The following is a 16,936-nucleotide window of genomic DNA, read 5'->3' as shown; positions in this document are numbered from 1 at the left end:
CCATTCCATGCATAAAAACGAGGCAACGGCAAATGACGTTTCGCCGCTATCCCGCCAGCGCGCGCAACGCCGCGCGGCCGCGGGCCTCGATCGGCGCGCGGGCGTGGTGCCGCCCGTCGGCGACCACCTGCCGCCCCGCCACCCAGACGTCGCGCACCGGATTGGACGCCGCCGCGAAGATCCAGGAATCGAGCGCGGCGTCGTCATGGCGTCCGGCCAGCGCCGGGTGATCGGCGTCGAGCACCACCACGTCGGCCCGCGCGCCGATCGCCAATCGGCCGGTTTCCAGGCCCAGCGCCCGGGCGCCGCCCGCCGCCGCGGTGTCGAACAGGATGCGCCCGGTCGAGCGCGCGCCGTCGGCCAGCCGGTTGCGGGCGCGGTCGCGCAGCCGCTGCGACTGTTCGAGGAGGCGCAATTCCTGCGGCAGCGAGATCAGCACGTTGGAGTCGCTGCCGACCCCGAAGCGCCCCCCGGCCGCGGCGAAGTCGGTCGCCGGGAAGATGCCGTCGCCGAGGTCGGCTTCGGTGATCGGACAGAGCCCGACCACCGCGCCGGACCCCGCCATTCGGGCGATTTCGCCCGGCGTCACGTGGGTTGCATGCACGAGGCACCAGCGCCCGTCGACGCCCGCGACGTCGAACAGCCGGTCGATCGGGCGCGCGCCGGTGGCGGCGAGGCAGTCCTCGACCTCGCGGGTCTGCTCGGCGATGTGGATGTGCACGGGGCCGTCGGGATAGGCCGCGGTCAGGGCCGCGAGCTCGCCCTCGGTGACCGCCCTGAGCGAATGCGGTGCGATGCCGACCCTTCCGCCGCCGGAGAGGTCCGCGACGGCGCGGGTCCCGCCCTCGACGATGCGGGCGAACAGATCGAGGTCGCAGACGAAGCGCCGCTGCCCGGGCCCGGTCGGCTGCCCGCCGAACCCGCCATGGGCATAGAACACCGGCAACAGCGTCAGTCCGATGCCGGTCGCTTCTGCCGCGGCCGCCACCGCCACCGCCATCGCCGCCGGATCGTCATAGGGCGTGCCGTCGGCGGCGTGGTGGACGTAGTGGAACTCGGCCACCGCGGTGAAGCCGCTCTCCAGCATCTCGATCTGGGCCAGCGCGGCGATCGCCTCGAGGGTCTCCGGGGTCAGGGCGCCGGCGAAGCGATACATCGCCTCGCGCCAGGTCCAGAAATGGTCCTCCGCCGCGCCGCGGGTCTCGGTCAGCCCGGCGAAGCCGCGCTGGAAGGCATGGCTGTGGAGATTGCCGACCCCCGGCAGGGCGACGCCGGCGACCCGCCGCGCGCCCTCGGGCGTCGCGTCCGGGGTCACCGCGGCGATGCGCCCGTCGGCGACGGCGATCCGCACGTCGCGGTGCCAGCCGTCGGGCAGCAGTGCCCGGTCGAAGATCAGGTCGTCCATCGGCGGTTCCTCGAAAACGGGGTGGGGCCGATCGCCGGCGATGCGGTGGTACCGCGGGCTCAGCCGCGGGCGAAAGCGAGGAGGCCGTCGAGCGCGCGCTGGAGCACTGCGCGCACCGGCTCGGCATGGGCCGGGTCGTAGGCGACCGGCCAGGTCTCCGGCGTCACCGCGGCCGGTTCGCGCAGGTAGCCGCGCCACGCCAGTTCCATCTGGATGGCGTGGACGCCGTCGGCGGGCGCCCCGTAGTGGCGGGTGATCCACCCGCCCTTGAACCGTCCGTCGACGACATGACCGAGGCCCGAGGCGGCACACGGCCCCTCGACCGCCGCGGCGACGCGCGCGTCGCAGGCCGCACCCGCGTTGGTGCCGATGTTGAACTGCGGCAAGGTGCCGGGGAACAGCCGCGGCAATACCGAGCGGATCGAGTGGCAATCGTAGAGCACCACCCGCGGATGGATCGCCCTGAGCCGCGCGATCTCGGCCCCGAGCGCCGCGTGGAACGGATCGAAGAACTGCGCCCGCCGCGCGGCGATCTCGGACTCGTCCGGCGCCTCGCCGGGTCGGTAGAGCGGCGCGCCCTCGAAGGTCTCGGTCGGGCACAGGCCGGTGGTCACCTGCCCCGGATAGAGCGACGCCCCGGACGGGTCGCGATTGACGTCGATCACCGAGCGCGACACCGTCGTCCGCACACAGGTGGCGCCGAGCGCGACGGCGAAGCCATAGAGCTGCTCGACGTGCCAGTCGGCATCCTGACGGGCGAGCCAGGGCGAGACGAAGCGGGTCGCATAGGCCCCCGGCAGGTCGGTGCCGGTATGGGGGAAGCTCAGGATCAGCGGTGCGTCGCCGCGCGTGACCACCACGAAGGAAGCGTCGTCGCTCATCGTCAGACCTCCGTGACGCTCGGCAGCGCCAGCGGCGCGACCGCCGCCTCGATCGCGCCGGACAGGATCAGCTCGGCCGCCGCCGCGAGATCGGGGGCGAGGAAGCGGTCGTCGCCGAGCGTCGGCACCCGTGCGCGTAAAGTGGCACGGACCCGCTCGAGCGGCGGGCTCGACGCGAGGCCGCTGTGGAAGTCGAGGCCCTGGGCGGCGGCGACCAGCTCGATCGCCAGCACATGGGCGAGGTTGCGCGCCATGCGGTGCAGGCGATGGGCGCCGTGGGCGGCCATCGACACGTGATCTTCCTGGTTGGCCGAGGTCGGGATCGAATCGACGCTGGCCGGATGGGCCATCTGCTTGTTCTCCGAGACCAGCGCCGCGGCGGTGACCTGGGGGATCATGAAGCCGGAATTGAGCCCGGGCCGCGGGGTCAGGAAGGCCGGCAGGCGCGACAGCACCGGATCGACCAAGAGCGAGATCCGCCGCTCGGCGAGCGACCCGATCTCGCAGATCGCCAGCGCGGTGATGTCGGCGGCGAAGGCCACCGGCTCGGCGTGGAAGTTGCCGCCGGAGATCGCCTCGCCCGGCCCGGCGCCGGTCGGATCGACGAAGATCAGCGGATTGTCGGTGACGCCGTCGGCCTCGTCGGTCAGCGTGCGGGCGACGTTGCGCAGGATGTCGAGTGCGGCGCCCATCACCTGCGGCTGGCAGCGCAGGCAATAGGGGTCCTGGATGCGGTCGTCGCCCTCGACGTGACTGGCGCGCACCGCGCTGCCGGCCATCAGTTCGCGCAGCACCGCCGCCGTCTCGATCTGGCCGCGGTGGCGTCGCAGACCGTGGATGCGCGGATCGAACGGCCCGTCGGAGCCCATCGCCGCATCGGTGGTCAGCGCCCCGGTGATCAGCCCGACCCGCAGCAGCCGTTCGGTGGAAAACAGCGCGAAGAGCGCATTGGCGGTCGAGAACTGGGTGCCGTTGAGGAGGGCGAGGCCCTCCTTGGGGCCGAGCTCGACCGGCGCCAGGCCGGCGCGGGCGAGCGCCTCGGTCGCCGGCATCCGCACCCCGGCGTGGGTCGCCTCGCCGATGCCGATCATCGCCGCGGTCATGTGGGCGAGTGGCGCGAGGTCGCCGGAGGCGCCGACCGAGCCCTGCGCCGGGATGACCGGCAGCACGTCGCGGGCGAGCATCGCCTCGAGCAGCCGCGCCGTGTCGAGCCGCACGCCCGAGGCGCCGCGCCCGAGATTGGCGAGCTTCAGCGCCATCATCAGCCGGACGATCGCCGGATCGAGCGGATCGCCGACCCCCGCCGCGTGGCTCATCACCAGATTGCGCTGGAGGGTGGCGAGATCGGCGTCGGCGATGCGCACGCTCGCCAGTTTGCCGAAGCCGGTGTTGATGCCGTAGACCGGCGCGCCGCGGGCGACGATCGCCGCGACCGCGTCGGCCGCGGCGCGGATCGCCGGCACGGCGGCTTCGTCGAGGCGCAGCGCGGCACCGCGGGCGATGGCGCGCCAGGAGGCGAGCGGCACGGCGCCCGGTGTGAGGATCACGGTGTCGGTCATCGACCTCTCCGAATGCGGGCGTGGAGCGGCAGCGCTCCGAGACCCTGGACGAGTTCGGCGGGCGTGTCGATCGACCAGACCGCCAGATCGCAGGCCTTGCCCGCCTCCAGCGTACCGATCGTGTCGAGCCGGCCGAGGGCGCGGGCGGCGTGGCGGGTGACCCCGAGCAGGGCCTCCGGCACGGTGAGACCGAACAGCGTCGCGGCCATCGCCGCCGCGAGCAGCGGCGAGGTCAGGGGCGAGGTGCCGGGGTTGTAGTCGGTGGCCACCGCCATCCCCACGCCGGCACGGCGGAAGGCGTCGATCGGCGGCTTCCTGGTTTCGCGCAGCACGAAGAAGGCGCCGGGCAACAGCACCGCGACGGTGCCGGCCGCCGCCATCGCCGCAGCCCCCGCTTCGGTCGTCCACTCGAGGTGATCGGCCGACAGCGCCCCGAAGGACGCGGCCAGCGCCGCCCCGTCCGAATCGGACAACTGGTCGGCGTGGAGCTTGACCGGCAGCCCATGGGCGCGGGCGGCGGCGAACACCCGCGCGGTCTGGGCGGGCGAGAATGCGATGGTCTCGCAGAAGGCGTCGACCGCGTCGATCAGGCCTTCGGCCGCGAGTGCCGGGATCATCGCGATCACCCGATCGACATGGGCTTCGGCGTCGCCGGCGAGCTCCGGAGCGATCGCATGGGCGCCGAGGAAGGTGGTCACCACCTCGACGTCGCGGATCTGCCCGAGGCGCCGGGCGGCGCGCAGCATCCGCGCTTCGCCGGCGAGATCCAACGCATAACCGGACTTGATCTCGACGGTGGTGACGCCGTCGGCGAGCAGTCGATCGAGCCGCGGCAGCGCGGTCGCGACCAGATCGTCCTCGCTCGCCGCGCGGGTCGCCGCGACGGTCGCGGCAATGCCGCCGCCGGCCCGCGCGATGTCGGCGTAAGAAACCCCGGCGAGGCGCTTCTCGAATTCGTCGGCGCGGTTGCCGCCGTGGATCAGATGGGTGTGGCAGTCGATCAGCCCGGGGGTGATCCAGCGGCCGCCGCAGTCGATCTCGCGCGTGGCGGTGAGCCCGGCGGGCCGCTCGGCGCGTTGGCCGACCCACACGATGCGGCCGTCGCGGGCGGCGATCAGCCCGTCGTCGACGAGCCCCAGCCCGGGCCGGTCGGCGGCCATGGTGGCGAGCCGGGCGGCGGTCCAGATCGTGTCGACGGTCGCGGTGGCGGTCATCGCGGGATCCTCGGGCGGGGGCGGGCAACGGCGCCCGACGTCTCTCGAACTTGCGAGCAGTCGGCGACGCTGTCAATATGTCTAGGCATATTGCGCGTCGTCACGCACCGGCGTCAGTCGCCGGCCGAGCGGAACCGGCCGACCAGCCGGCGCTTGTCGCCGGGATGGACCAGCCGCGCCCAGGTGATCGGCGTGGCATCGACCCAGGTGCGTCGTTCGACCACCAGACAGGCCGAGCCCGCCGCCACCGACAGGAGCTGCGCCATCTCCGGTGACGCCCCTTCCGCGACGATGACGTGTTCGGCGTCGCTCCAGGCGACGTTGCGAATCAACCAGGTTCCGGGCGGCAGGGCGGTGAAGCTCTCGGACGCGGCCTTCGGAACCGCCGTCAGGTTGATCAGCCGCCGTTCGATCTGCAGCGGCTCGCCGTCGGCGAAATGGCGCACCGAAAGGAACAGCGCCTCGCTGCCCTCCGCCAGGGCGAGCGGCGCGGCGCGCGGATCGTCGGCGTCGATCACCGTGCGTTCGAGGATCTCGAAGGAATAGACCGCCGAAAACCGCGCGACCTCCGCCTCGATGTCCCAGATCTCCAGCACCGGGCGCTCCGGCGGGCTCGACGCCACCACCGTGCCGAACCGCCGCCGCCGGGTCAGCAGCCCCTCCGCGGCGAGGCTGCGCAGCGCCCGATGCACGGTCATGCGCGCCGCGCCGTAGCGGCCGATGATCTCGAATTCCTTGGGGATCTTGAAGCCGGGCGCCCAGATGCCGGTGGTGATCGGCCGGATCAGAGCCCGGCGGATCTGCTGCCACAGCGGTCCTTGTCCGTCGAGGTCTTCCAGATCGTCGATCATCGCGGCGCTCCGGTCGGAGGAGGCCCGAACCGGTCGGGATCGTCGAGACTAGTGCGGCGGCTTTCCAATTGTCTATGCATAAATACCAGGGAGCCGTCAGGCGCCGCGGCTCGCCGTCAGGAAGTCGATCAGCGCCCGGCCGGCGTCGAGGATGTGGTCGCGGGTCAGCCGGGCCGCCGTCACCGCGTCGCGCCGGGCGCAGGCCTCGAAGATCGCCAGATGTTCGCGCCGCGCCTGATCCATGCCGTCGGTCAGCACCAGCTGCGCCCGGAGGTGGCGATCGACCCGGTCGAGGGCGGCATTGACCACCTGGAGATAATAGGGCCGACCGGCATCCTCGTAGAGCGTGGCGTGGAACGCCCGGTTGAGGTCGCCCCAGCGGCCGGGTTCCCGCTCCGCGGCGAAGGCCTCGCAGGCGGCGCGGGCCCGCTCCAGCGTCGCCGCAGACATGCGCTCGACCGATCGGGCGATCACCTCGGGCTCCAGCAGGGCGCGGAATTCGAAGATTTCGGCGATCTCTTCGACCGACTGCCGCGCCACCACTGCGCCGCGATAGCGCTGGGTGACCACCAGCCCCTGCTCCTCGAGCCGGGTCAGCGCCTCGCGGACGGGAATGCGGCTGACGTTGAACAATTTGGCGATGGCGTCCTGGCGCAGCGACTGGCCCTCGGCGAGATCGCCGGCGTTGATCGCCTCGCGCAGCGAGTCGTAGATCACCGCCGAAGCCGAAGCCATCTGGCCGATGTCGATCCCCTTGAGCTTCATCACCGTCTCTCGTTCGCCTCGTCGCCGTCCCGGCCGGCCGCGTCGCGCCCACCCCGGCGCTCCGGCGGGGGCCCTGCGTCGGCGCGTCGCACGAGCCTTCGCCTACGCTCGCCCGCCGATCCGGTCCAGTCCGATCCACCCTTGCGCAGGAAATCGGCAGGCTGCTCGAAAAAGTATATTGCAGATTGGATCCAATTCAATAGGATCCTCGTCGAACCGACGCCCGAGCGACGGTCCGCCGCCCGGGGGCCGTGCCCGCGGGGCAGGGGCCTTCCGTTCGGCGTCGCCCTCCGGGCCGCCCGGCCGGACCCACGACAAGAGGAGACCGCCCCCATGTGGCAGGGAGTGCTACCCGCCGTCACCACCAAGTTCACCCCCGAGGGCGATCTCGACCATGCCGAGATGGAGCGCTGCTGGGGCCTGTTGCTCGACGCCGGCTGTGACGGGCTGATCGTCTGCGGCTCGCTCGGCGAAGGCTCGATGCTGTCCTTCGAGGAGCGCCTGGCGACCCTGAAGACCGCCCAGCGCATCGCCGGATCGAAGCCGGTGCTGCTCAACGTCGCCGAGGCCGGCACCCGCGAGGCCTGCGAGCTCGCCCGCGCCGCCAACAAGGCCGGCGCCTCCGGCCTGATGATCGTACCGAGCCCGATCTACCACACCGAGCCGCGCGAGACCGTCGCGACCTTGCGCACCATCGCCGCCGCCGGCGATCTGCCGGTGATGATCTATTCCAACCGCGTCGCCTACCGGGTCGACGTCACCCCGGAGATCCTCGAGGACCTCGCCGACGACGCCCGCTTCGTGGCGATCAAGGAATCCTCCGACGACATCCGCCGCACCACCGAGATCTTCAATCGCCTCGGCGACCGCTTCGACGTCTTCACCGGCGTCGACAACCTCGCCTTCGAGGCGCTGACCGCCGGCGCCGTCGGTTGGGTCGCCGGCCTCGTCGTAGCCTTCCCGCGCGAGACCGTCGCGATCTACCGGCTGATCAAGGCCGGCCGCTACGCCGAGGCCCTGGCGATCTACCGCTGGTTCCGGCCGCTGCTCGATCTCGACGTCTCGACCTACCTGGTCCAGAACATCAAGCTCGCCGAGGCGATCGCTTTGGGTACCAACGAGCGGGTTCGCGGACCGCGCCTGCCGCTGTTCGGCGATCGCCGCGACCGGGTCGAGAAGCTGGTGCGCGACGCCATCGCCACCCGGCCCAACCTGCCGCCGCTCGACTGATCGATCGGGCCGGCGGTCGCGCCGGCCCCTCGCCCCCTGCCGTCGTCGTTCGAGGAGACGTGGTCATGCGCATCGCCGTGGTCGGAGCCGGCATCGTCGGCGGGGCGATCGCCCACGCCCTCCTCGACGAGGGCCACGAAGTCGAGATCCTCGAGCGCGAGGCGCCGTCATCGGGCGCCTCGGCCGGCAACGCCGGTTGGATCGCCCATCTCGACATCCTGCCGCTCGCCGGGCCCAAGGCCTGGGCCAACATGCCGCGCTGGATGCTCGACCCGTATGGTCCGCTGTCGATCGCTCCGACCTATCTGCCGCGCCTCGCCCCCTATCTGCTGCAGTTCGTGCTGGCCAGCCGCCCGTCGCGGATCGAGAGCTCGACCCTGGCGATCCGCGCGCTCAATGCCGGGGCCCTGCCCGCGTGGGAGCGCCGCCTCGGGGCGCTCGGCCGCCTCGATCGCCTGCGCCGGCGCGGCCTCTTGTCGGTGTGGACCGATGCCGGCGACTTCGCCGGGGCGGCCAAGCTGCACGCCCGCCAGCGGACCATGGGCATCGAGGTCGAGACGCTCGACGCCGGCGCGGTGCGTCGGCTCGAGCCGGCCTTCGGCGCCGCGGTGGTCGGCGGCGCGCTCTATCCCGCCGGCCTCAACGTCGACGATCCCCGTCGCTTCACCGAAGATCTCGTCGCTGCCGCCGTCGAACGCGGCGCCACCCTCACCGTCGCCACGGTGACCGGCCTCGAATCGTCTGCCGCCGGCATCGATCTCCGCGCCGCGACCCACGGCCTCGGGCGCTTCGACCGCGTGGTGATCGCCGCCGGCGCGTGGTCGAAGTCGCTCGCCCGGGCCGCCGGCGACCGCATCCCGCTCGACACCGAGCGCGGCTACAACATCACCGTCGCCCCCGGCGCCCTCGGCTTGTCCCGGCCGGTGATGTACGAGGGTCACGGTTTCGTCACTTCGCCGCTCGACACCGGCGACCGCATCGGCGGCGGCGTCGAGTTCGCTGGGCTCACCGCGCCGCAGAACGACGCGCGGATCGACGCGATGCTGAAGCGCCTCGGCCGGGTGCTGCCGGAGTTCCGGGTCGGCGAGGGCATCAAGTGGATGGGCCATCGCCCGTCGAGCCCCGACAGCCTGCCGATCATCGGCCCGGCCAGCGACGACGATCGCGTCATCCATGCCTTCGGCCACGGCCATTACGGCTTGACGCAGGGCGCGGTCACCGCCGAAATCGTCGCCGCGCTGATCGCCGGTCGCACGCCCCCGATCGACATCGCGCCCTACGCCGCCTCGCGCTTCTGAACCGGAGCCTCGGTCATGACCCGCCACAGCTTCTTCTGCATCGACGGCCACACCTGCGGCAACCCGGTGCGTCTGGTCACCGGCGGCTCGATCCCGACGCTCGCCGGCGCCACCATGTTCGATCGTCGCCAGGATTTCCTCGCCAATCACGACTGGATCCGCAAGAGCCTGATGTTCGAGCCGCGCGGCCACGACATGATGTCCGGCTCGATCCTCTATCCGCCGACCCGGCCCGACTGCGACGTCGCGGTGCTGTTCATCGAGACCTCGGGCTGCCTGCCGATGTGCGGCCACGGCACCATCGGCACGGTGACCATGGCGATCGAGCACGGTCTGGTCACGCCGAAGGTGCCGGGTCTGTTGCGTCTCGACACCCCCGCCGGCGTGGTCGAGGCCCGTTACGTGCAGAACGGCCCCTATGTCGAGCGGGTGACGCTGACCAACGTGCCGTCGTTCCTGCTCGGGCGCGGCTACGAGGTCGATCTCGACGGCTTCGGGCCGATCACCGTCGACGTCGCCTTCGGCGGCAACTTCTATGCGATCGTCGAGCCCCAGCCGGGCTACGGCGATCTCGCCGATCTCCAACCCTCCGACGTGTTGCGTCTCAGCCCGAAGCTGCGCGCCGCCTTCAACGCCCGCCACCGCATCGTCCATCCGACCAACTCGGCGCTCGATCGCCTGACCCACGTGATGTGGACCGGTCGGCCGATCACCCCGGAAGGCACCGCACGCAATGCCGTGTTCTACGGCGACAAGGCGATCGACCGCAGCCCTTGCGGCACCGGCACCTCGGCGCGGCTGGCGCAGTTGCACGCCACCGGTCGGCTCGCCGTCGGCGTCGACTTCGTCCACGAGAGCATCATCGGATCGACCTTCACCGGTCGCGTCGAGGCCGAGACGACGGTCGGCACCCTGCCGGCGATCGTCCCGTCGATCGGCGGCTGGGCGCGCACCACCGGTTACAACACCATCTTCGTCGACGATCGCGATCCCTTCTGGGCGGGCTTCCAGGTCGCCGACGCGTCCTGATCGCGCCGATCGATCACGGCGGCGGCTCTTTCGCCCACAGGCCGCGGCCGCGCTCGACGGCCGTGGCGTGGAGCCGCAGCAGGGCCGGATCTGCGAAGCCCGGATCGAGATCGACCCAGCCCTCGCCGACCAGCGTCTCGGCGATCGATCGGCCGCGCGAGCGACAGTCGCTCATCACCTGCACGGCGGCGGTATCGGCATTTTCGCTCTTCGGGCGGCAGACGAGATCCTGGCCGTTGATCATCGCCACCAGCATGGTGTGGGCGCGCAGGCCGCAGGCCCAGCGGGCGCCACTCTCGCCGGTGCACAGCCGGCGACGTTCGGGCGGCGCCAGTCCGTCGATGCGGGCGCGGCCGCCGGCGAAGGGAAAGGCCCCGTCGTCGGCCGGAAGGCCGGCGCGGCCGGAGAGTCGCGGGGCGGTGGTGTCGTCGGAAGGCGCGATGCGCTGGCGTTCTTCGGTCTTGCGGTCGATCCGCATCGGCGTCGGCACCCACACCGGCTGCGCCGACGGCGCGGGCGTCGGCCCGGGGCGCGGCGGCGGCGCGGTCTCACCGCTGGGCGGGGACGCGCTGCGCACGGACGGACCGCCGGCGACCTGCGACGCGGAGACGAAGAGCAGAGAGACGGCGCCGAACCCGGCGCTCCAGGCGAGCGGTGCGACGATCGAGCGGCGGCGACGGCGCGGCACCGCTCGGGGAGGGGAGGCGGGCGCGGCCGCCTCGCTCATCGGCGGCGGGTGTCGACCGCACCGCGGCCGAGTTCGGCGGGCGCCGACTTGCGCGCCAGCGACGGCTGCGGCTCGTCGGTCAACTGCATCGCGGTGATCACCACCGCGACGAAATAGCCCACCTGCAGCGCCAGCACGGCGATGCCGGCGACCATCGTTCCGGTGGCGAGCGTCACGGGGCCGACGATGCCGGCGGCGACACCGAGGACCACCACCGACAGGCAGGTCAGCAGCAGCAGGCGCACGTTGAATCGCAGGCCGAGCACGATGCCGGACAGGAGCGAGAGACAGGCCACGATGGACACGGAGGGCATCTCCTGAGGGAGGTCCGACGGACAGGGTGCAGGGCAAGAGATTAAGGCGTGGTTAATGCCGAGCAGAGCGCGGCACGAATTCTTCACGTCTGCGTCGAAAGTCGGGACGACGACTTCACACGTCGAAGGTTTCGACGGATCCCAAGGCCCGCGACAAGTCGTCGAGGGCGAAGGCGCCGGCCGAGGTCGAGATGCAGAAGGCCGACGAGCGTTCCGGCAGCGAACCGGTGACGGACACCGTCATGGTCTTCAGCGGCCCGAACACCGAGGAGAAGCCGGCATGAGCCGGCTGTGCGGCGACGAGGCAGAGAGCGAGCGTGGCGCTCTTCAGAAGGTTGTCGATCATGTCGACCTCCGATGTTCAAATCCGAGCCCGACTATCCCTCGCGCCGCATAAGGAAAACTTAGCGGCGGGGCTGTCCGGCGGGGTTTCGACTTGGAGGGTGAACAGTCCGTGACCACGCCACGGCCATTTGACGCGACCGCCCGCGGCGCGGCTGGGCGCGACGCGGGCGGGCGGGAGGAGCCTCCGGTATTCTACGGAGGGTCGTTGCGGGGGGGTCGAAAGGTCCCCGAGCGTCAGGCGTAGACGAGGAGCAGGTCCTTGGCGTCGATCGCCGATCCGGTGGTGACCGTCACCTCGGCGATCTTGCCGGCGCGTTCGGCGCGGATCGCCGTCTCCATCTTCATCGCCTCGATCGACAGCAGCACGTCGCCGGCCTTCACCGTGTCGCCGACCCGCACCTGCACCGTCGAGACGATCCCCGGCATCGGCGCGCCGACTTGCGACGGGTTGCCGAGTTCGGCCTTGCGGCGCGCGACGATCTTGGCGGAGACCGAGCGGTTCGGCACCTTGATGATCCGCGGCTGGCCGTTCATCTCGAAGAACATCTTGACCAGACCGCCGTCGTCGGTGTCGCCGATCGCCTGGGCATGGATCACCAGGACCTTGCCCTTTTCGATCTCGACGGCGATCTCCTCGCCCGCTTCCAATCCGTAGAAATAGACCGGAGTCGGCAGCGCCGCGGTCGGGCCGTACTGCTCGCGGGTCTTCATGTAGTCGACGAAGACCTTGGGATACATCAGGTAGGAGGCGAGCTGGTCGTCGGAGATCCGCGTCGGCTCGCGGTTGGTCTTCGCCGCCGCCTCGACCCTGACCGCCTCGAGGTCGGCGGGCGCCATCGTCGAACCCGGCCGATGGGTATAGGCCGGCTGATCCTTGAGGATCTTGGCCTGGAGGTCCTTCGGCCAGCCGCCCGGCGGCTGACCGAGGTCGCCGCGGAACAGTTGCACCACCGAGTCCGGGAAGGCGACGTCCTTCTCCGGATCGACGACGTCGGCGGCGGTGACCCCGGACGAGACCATCGCCAGCGCCATGTCGCCGACCACCTTGGAGGTCGGCGTCACCTTGACGATGTCGCCGAACAGCCGGTTGACGTCGGCATAGGCCTGGGCGACGTCGTGCCAACGCGCCTCGAGCCCCATCGAGCGCGCCTGTTCCTTGAGGTTGGTGAACTGCCCGCCCGGCATCTCGTGCAGGTAGACTTCGGACGCCCCCGACCGCAGGTCGCTCTCGAAGGCGCGGTATTGGTGGCGTACCGCCTCCCAATAGAAGCTCAGCCGCCGGATCGCCGCCGGATCGAGCCCGGTGTCGCGCGCCGAGCCCTTGAGTGCGGCGACGATCGAGCCGAGGCAGGGCTGCGAGGTCAGCCCGGACAGCGCGTCGATCGCCGCATCGATCGCATCGACGCCGGCATCGACCGCCGCCAGCACCGTCGCCGCGCCGATCCCCGAGGTGTCGTGGGTGTGGAAATGGATCGGGATCGACACCGCATCGCGCAGCGCCTGGAACAGGATCCGCGCCGCGTCGGGCTTGAGCAGGCCCGCCATGTCCTTGACCCCGAGCACGTGGGCGCCGGCCTGCTCCAGCTCCTTGGCGAGCGCGACGTAATACTTCAGCGAATATTTCGCCCGGTTCGGATCGAGGATGTCGCCGGTGTAGCACAGCGCGGCTTCCGCCACCTTGTTCTCGCTCGCCACCGCGTCGATCGCCGGCCGCATGTTCTCCACCCAGTTGAGGGCGTCGAAGATGCGGAACACGTCGATGCCGCCGGCCGCGGCGCGGCCGATGAAGTGGCGCACGACGTTGTCGGGATAGTTGGTGTAGCCGACCCCGTTGGCGCCGCGCAGCAGCATCTGCAGCAGGATGTTCGGCGCCTTCTCGCGGATCGCCGCCAGCCGCTCCCACGGATCCTCGGTGAGGAAGCGCATGGCGACGTCGAAGGTGGCGCCGCCCCAGCACTCCAGGCTGAACAGATCGGGCAGGCCGCGGGCATAGGACTCCGCCGCCGCGACGATGTCGTAGGTCCGCATCCGGGTGGCGATCAGCGACTGGTGGGCGTCGCGCATCGTCGTGTCGGTGACCAGCACGCGCTGCTGATCGAGCATCCAGCGGGCGAGCCCCTGCGGCCCGCGCTCGGCGAGGATCTGGCGGGTGCCCGAGCGGATCTCGGCGGCGAAGACCGGCGGAATCGGCTTGGCGACGTCCTTGTCCGGCAGCGCGCGCCCGCGCGTCTCGGGGTGGCCGTTGACCGTGACGTCGGCGATCCAGGTCAGGAGCTTGGTCGCCCGGTCCTGGCGGCGCGAGCCGCGGAACAACTCCGGGGTCTCGTCGATGAAGCGGGTGGTGTAGCTGCAGTCGACGAATTTCGGGTGGGTGATGACGTTCTCGAGGAAGGTCAGATTGGTGGCGACGCCGCGGATGCGGAATTCGCGCAAGGCCCGGTCCATCCGGGCGATCGCCTCCGCCGGGCTCGGCGCCCAGGCGGTGATCTTCTCCAGCATCGGGTCGTAGAAGCGGGTGATCACCGCGCCCGAATAGGCGGTGCCGCCGTCGAGGCGGATGCCGAAGCCCATGGCGCCGCGGTAGGCGGTGATCCGGCCGTAGTCGGGGACGAAGTTGTTCTCCGGGTCCTCGGTGGTCAGCCGGCACTGCAGGGCGTGGCCGTTGAGCCGGATGTCGGCCTGGACCGGGACGCCGCTCTCCGGCGTGCCGATCGCCGCGCCCTCGACCAGATGGATCTGCGCCTTGACGATGTCGATGCCGGTCACCTGTTCGGTCACCGTGTGTTCGACCTGGATGCGCGGATTGACCTCGATGAAATAGAATTTGCCGGTGTCGGCATCCATCAGGAACTCGACGGTGCCCGCCGCGACGTAGCCGGTCGCCTCGGCGATCTTGACCGCATGGGTCGAGAGTTCCGTCCGCTGCGCCGCGTCGAGGTAGGGGGCCGGGGCCCGCTCGACGACCTTCTGGTGGCGGCGTTGGACCGAACAGTCGCGCTCGAACAGATGGACCACGGTGCCGTGGACGTCCCCGAGGATCTGCACCTCGACGTGGCGGGCCCGTTCGACCAGCTTCTCGAGATAGACCTCGTCCTTGCCGAAGGCCGCCTTGGCCTCGCGTTTGGCGGCGTCGATGTCGCGCACCAACTGCGCTTCGTCGCGGATCACCCGCATGCCGCGGCCGCCGCCGCCCCACGAGGCCTTGAGCATCACCGGATAGCCAATGGTCAGCGCCAGCCGCTTGACCTCGTCGAGGTCGTCGGGCAAGGGCTCGGTCGCCGGCATCACCGGCACGCCGCAGGCGATCGCCAGATTGCGCGCCGCCACCTTGTTGCCGAGCCGGCGCATGGTGTCGGGCGACGGGCCGATGAAGGTGATCCCGGCCGCCGCGCAGGCCTCGGCGAATTCCGGGCTCTCCGAGAGGAAGCCGTAGCCGGGATGGATCGCATCGACCCCTGCGGCCTGCGCCACCCGCAGGATCTCCGCCACCGACAGATAGGCTTCGACCGGTCCCAGGCCCTTGCCGACCTGATAGGCCTCGTCGGCCTTGAAGCGGTGCAGCGCCAGTTTGTCCTCTTCGGCGAAGATCGCCACCGTCTGGAGCCCCAGTTCGTTGGCGGCGCGGAATACCCGGATGGCGATCTCGGAACGGTTGGCGACCAGGAGCTTGCGGATCTTCGGCACGGGTGGAGGGTCCTCTAATCGATTGAAAGCCGGGACCCATCCCCACGCCGGTCCGTCTCGGGGACGGCCGCCGCGGGCCGTCGCCGGCGTTTTCGCTGCACTGCACACTAGAGTAATCGGGGATTTTGCGAATGCAAGCACCCGATTCGTCGCCCCCTGACGCAAGGGCGGCGAAGAGCGGTGCAGCACCGTGTCGGGACCCTCGGCGAGGATCAGACGATGTCGGGATGCAACGACAGGAAATGCCGCAGCGCCATGGCCAGCGTCGCGGCATGGGCGGTATCGCCGGTGCGCGCCGCGGCGCGGATGTCGTCGACGATCATGTCGCGCACCACCTCCGCGCCATGGGCCTGATGCAGCAGATAATCGCCGAGCGCCGCCGCGGCGACCTCGGGAATGTGCTCGTGCTCGGCGATCGCCTCGATCTCGGCCGGATCGAGATCGCACAGTCCCAGGATGTCGTCCTTGGAGATCATGATGCGCCCTCCCGGTTCCCCGCCGGCCTCCCAACCGCACGGGGAACGTCATAATGTCGCACATCGTATCGCTCTTCGCCTTGACGCGCCGCAACGAAGCCTGTCGTCTGCCCGGAATTCCAATCGAGGAGTCGCACCCGTGCCCGCCGATCCCGTCCTCGTCGAAGTCCGGCGTGGTGATCACGTCGAGAGCCGCCACCGCGGCGCCGCGGTGGTCACCGATGCCGCCGGCCGTCTGGTCTTTGCGGTCGGCGACGTCGCCCGGCTGGTGTTCCCGCGCTCAGCGATCAAGCTGATCCAGGCCTTGCCGCTGGTCGAATCGGGCGCCGCCGATGCGCTCGGGCTGAGCACCGCCGATCTCGCCCTGGCCGGCGCCTCGCACAACGGCGAGCCGCGCCACGTCGCCGGCGCCGCCGCGATGCTCGCCCGGGTCGGTCGCGACGAGACCTGCCTGGTGTGCGGCGCCCAGTGGCCGCAGCGCGAGGACGACCGCGGCCGCCTCCACATCGAAGGCCGCACGCCGACTCGGCTCCACAACAACTGCTCGGGCAAACACGCCGGCTTCGTCTGTTTCGCGGTCCATGCCGGCATCGACCCGGCCGGCTACGGTGCGGTCGACCATCCGGTCCAGCGCACCATCGCCGCGGCGATCGAGGACGTCGTCGGCGTTTCGCTCGCCGACACGCCGCGCGGCCGCGACGGCTGTTCGATCCCGACCTGGGCGCTGCCGCTCGACGGGCTCGCCCGCGGCTTCGCGCGCCTCGGCAGCGGTACCGGCCTCGCACCGACCCGCGCCCGCGCCGCCCGCCGCCTGATCGATGCGGCGATCGCCGAGCCCTTCATGGTCGCCGGCACCGGCCGCTTCTGCACCGAGATGCTGACCGCCGCCGCCGGCCGGGTCTACGTCAAGACCGGCGCGGAGGGGGTGTTCTGCGCCGCCCTGCCGGATCTCGGCCTCGGGCTCGCGGTCAAGATCGCCGACGGGGCGACCCGCGCCGCGGAAGTGGTCACTGCGACGCTCCTCGCCGCGCTCCTCGGGCGCCGCGACGATCCGGCCTTCGATCGCTTCCTGCGGCCGCCGATCGTCGATTGGAACGGCGCGACGGTCGGTGGGGTCGCGGCGATCGACGGTTTGGCCGCCGACTTCGCCCCCTGAGA

General features: G+C 71.1%; 15 protein-coding genes. 4 read left to right on the top strand and 11 right to left on the bottom strand.

Annotated features, from left to right (window positions below; translation table 11 throughout):
• Positions 1–46: 46 nt before the first annotated feature.
• The 6 genes from EYW49_RS02495 to EYW49_RS02470 form a co-directional block, all read right to left on the bottom strand.
• The gene (locus tag EYW49_RS02495; protein ID WP_131305631.1) at positions 47–1,405 is read right to left on the bottom strand and encodes a formimidoylglutamate deiminase; all 1,359 of its coding nucleotides are present in this window, start codon (positions 1,403–1,405) and stop codon (positions 47–49) included.
• 59 nt (positions 1,406–1,464) lie between these two features.
• Positions 1,465–2,286 carry an N-formylglutamate deformylase gene (gene hutG / locus EYW49_RS02490; RefSeq protein WP_131305628.1) on the bottom strand — a complete coding sequence of 274 codons (822 nt, stop codon included), beginning with the start codon at positions 2,284–2,286 and terminating at the stop codon, positions 1,465–1,467.
• A gap of 2 nt (positions 2,287–2,288) precedes the next feature.
• Positions 2,289–3,845 carry a histidine ammonia-lyase gene (hutH, locus tag EYW49_RS02485; RefSeq protein ID WP_131305624.1) on the bottom strand — a complete coding sequence of 519 codons (1,557 nt, stop codon included), beginning with the start codon at positions 3,843–3,845 and terminating at the stop codon, positions 2,289–2,291.
• Positions 3,842–5,059: an imidazolonepropionase gene (gene hutI, locus EYW49_RS02480; RefSeq protein WP_131305621.1), complete on the bottom strand. Its 1,218-nt coding sequence runs from the start codon at positions 5,057–5,059 to the stop codon at positions 3,842–3,844. The genes hutH and hutI overlap by 4 nt, the downstream gene beginning before the upstream one ends.
• A gap of 113 nt (positions 5,060–5,172) precedes the next feature.
• Positions 5,173–5,910 carry a UTRA domain-containing protein gene (locus tag EYW49_RS02475; RefSeq protein ID WP_131305618.1) on the bottom strand — a complete coding sequence of 246 codons (738 nt, stop codon included), beginning with the start codon at positions 5,908–5,910 and terminating at the stop codon, positions 5,173–5,175.
• A 96-nt stretch (positions 5,911–6,006) separates the two neighbouring features.
• The gene (locus EYW49_RS02470; protein ID WP_131305615.1) at positions 6,007–6,675 is read right to left on the bottom strand and encodes a GntR family transcriptional regulator; all 669 of its coding nucleotides are present in this window, start codon (positions 6,673–6,675) and stop codon (positions 6,007–6,009) included.
• 333 nt (positions 6,676–7,008) lie between these two features.
• Here EYW49_RS02470 and EYW49_RS02465 point away from each other — a divergent pair, with 333 nt between their 5' ends.
• The 3 genes from EYW49_RS02465 to EYW49_RS02455 all read left to right on the top strand — a co-directional run bounded on the left by EYW49_RS02465 (position 7,009) and on the right by EYW49_RS02455 (position 10,232).
• Entirely contained in the window at positions 7,009–7,905 is an 897-nt protein-coding gene (locus tag EYW49_RS02465) for a dihydrodipicolinate synthase family protein (RefSeq protein ID WP_131305612.1), read from the top strand.
• A 65-nt stretch (positions 7,906–7,970) separates the two neighbouring features.
• The gene (locus tag EYW49_RS02460) at positions 7,971–9,203 is read left to right on the top strand and encodes an NAD(P)/FAD-dependent oxidoreductase (RefSeq protein ID WP_131305609.1); all 1,233 of its coding nucleotides are present in this window, start codon (positions 7,971–7,973) and stop codon (positions 9,201–9,203) included.
• Between the two features lie 15 nt (positions 9,204–9,218).
• The gene (locus EYW49_RS02455) at positions 9,219–10,232 is read left to right on the top strand and encodes a 4-hydroxyproline epimerase (protein ID WP_131305606.1); all 1,014 of its coding nucleotides are present in this window, start codon (positions 9,219–9,221) and stop codon (positions 10,230–10,232) included.
• A 13-nt stretch (positions 10,233–10,245) separates the two neighbouring features.
• Here EYW49_RS02455 and EYW49_RS02450 read toward each other — a convergent pair whose 3' ends face one another.
• From EYW49_RS02450 to EYW49_RS02430, 5 genes are all read right to left on the bottom strand, one after another.
• Positions 10,246–10,959: a thermonuclease family protein gene (locus EYW49_RS02450; protein ID WP_131305604.1), complete on the bottom strand. Its 714-nt coding sequence runs from the start codon at positions 10,957–10,959 to the stop codon at positions 10,246–10,248.
• Positions 10,956–11,264, bottom strand: a complete 309-nt coding sequence (locus EYW49_RS02445; RefSeq protein WP_131305601.1) for a hypothetical protein — start codon at positions 11,262–11,264, stop codon at positions 10,956–10,958. Before EYW49_RS02445 ends, EYW49_RS02450 begins: the two co-directional genes overlap by 4 nt.
• Before the next feature lie 124 nt (positions 11,265–11,388).
• Complete coding sequence (locus EYW49_RS02440) at positions 11,389–11,619, bottom strand: hypothetical protein (RefSeq protein WP_131305599.1); 231 nt, start codon at positions 11,617–11,619, stop codon at positions 11,389–11,391.
• 233 nt (positions 11,620–11,852) lie between these two features.
• Positions 11,853–15,302, bottom strand: a complete 3,450-nt coding sequence (pyc, locus tag EYW49_RS02435; RefSeq protein ID WP_131305596.1) for a pyruvate carboxylase — start codon at positions 15,300–15,302, stop codon at positions 11,853–11,855.
• 212 nt (positions 15,303–15,514) lie between these two features.
• Positions 15,515–15,778: a hypothetical protein gene (locus EYW49_RS02430; protein ID WP_131305593.1), complete on the bottom strand. Its 264-nt coding sequence runs from the start codon at positions 15,776–15,778 to the stop codon at positions 15,515–15,517.
• A gap of 139 nt (positions 15,779–15,917) precedes the next feature.
• Between EYW49_RS02430 and EYW49_RS02425 the strand changes: the two genes are divergently transcribed.
• A complete protein-coding gene (locus EYW49_RS02425; RefSeq protein WP_228259423.1) occupies positions 15,918–16,934 on the top strand; it encodes an asparaginase in 1,017 nt (338 codons plus the stop codon).
• The last annotated feature ends 2 nt before the right edge of the window (positions 16,935–16,936 follow it).

This window comes from Siculibacillus lacustris, from assembly GCF_004328075.1.
Lineage (GTDB): Bacteria > Pseudomonadota > Alphaproteobacteria > Rhizobiales > Ancalomicrobiaceae > Siculibacillus > Siculibacillus lacustris.
Note: the sequence above shows the minus strand (reverse complement) of the source record. Positions and strands in the feature narration are given on the sequence as shown.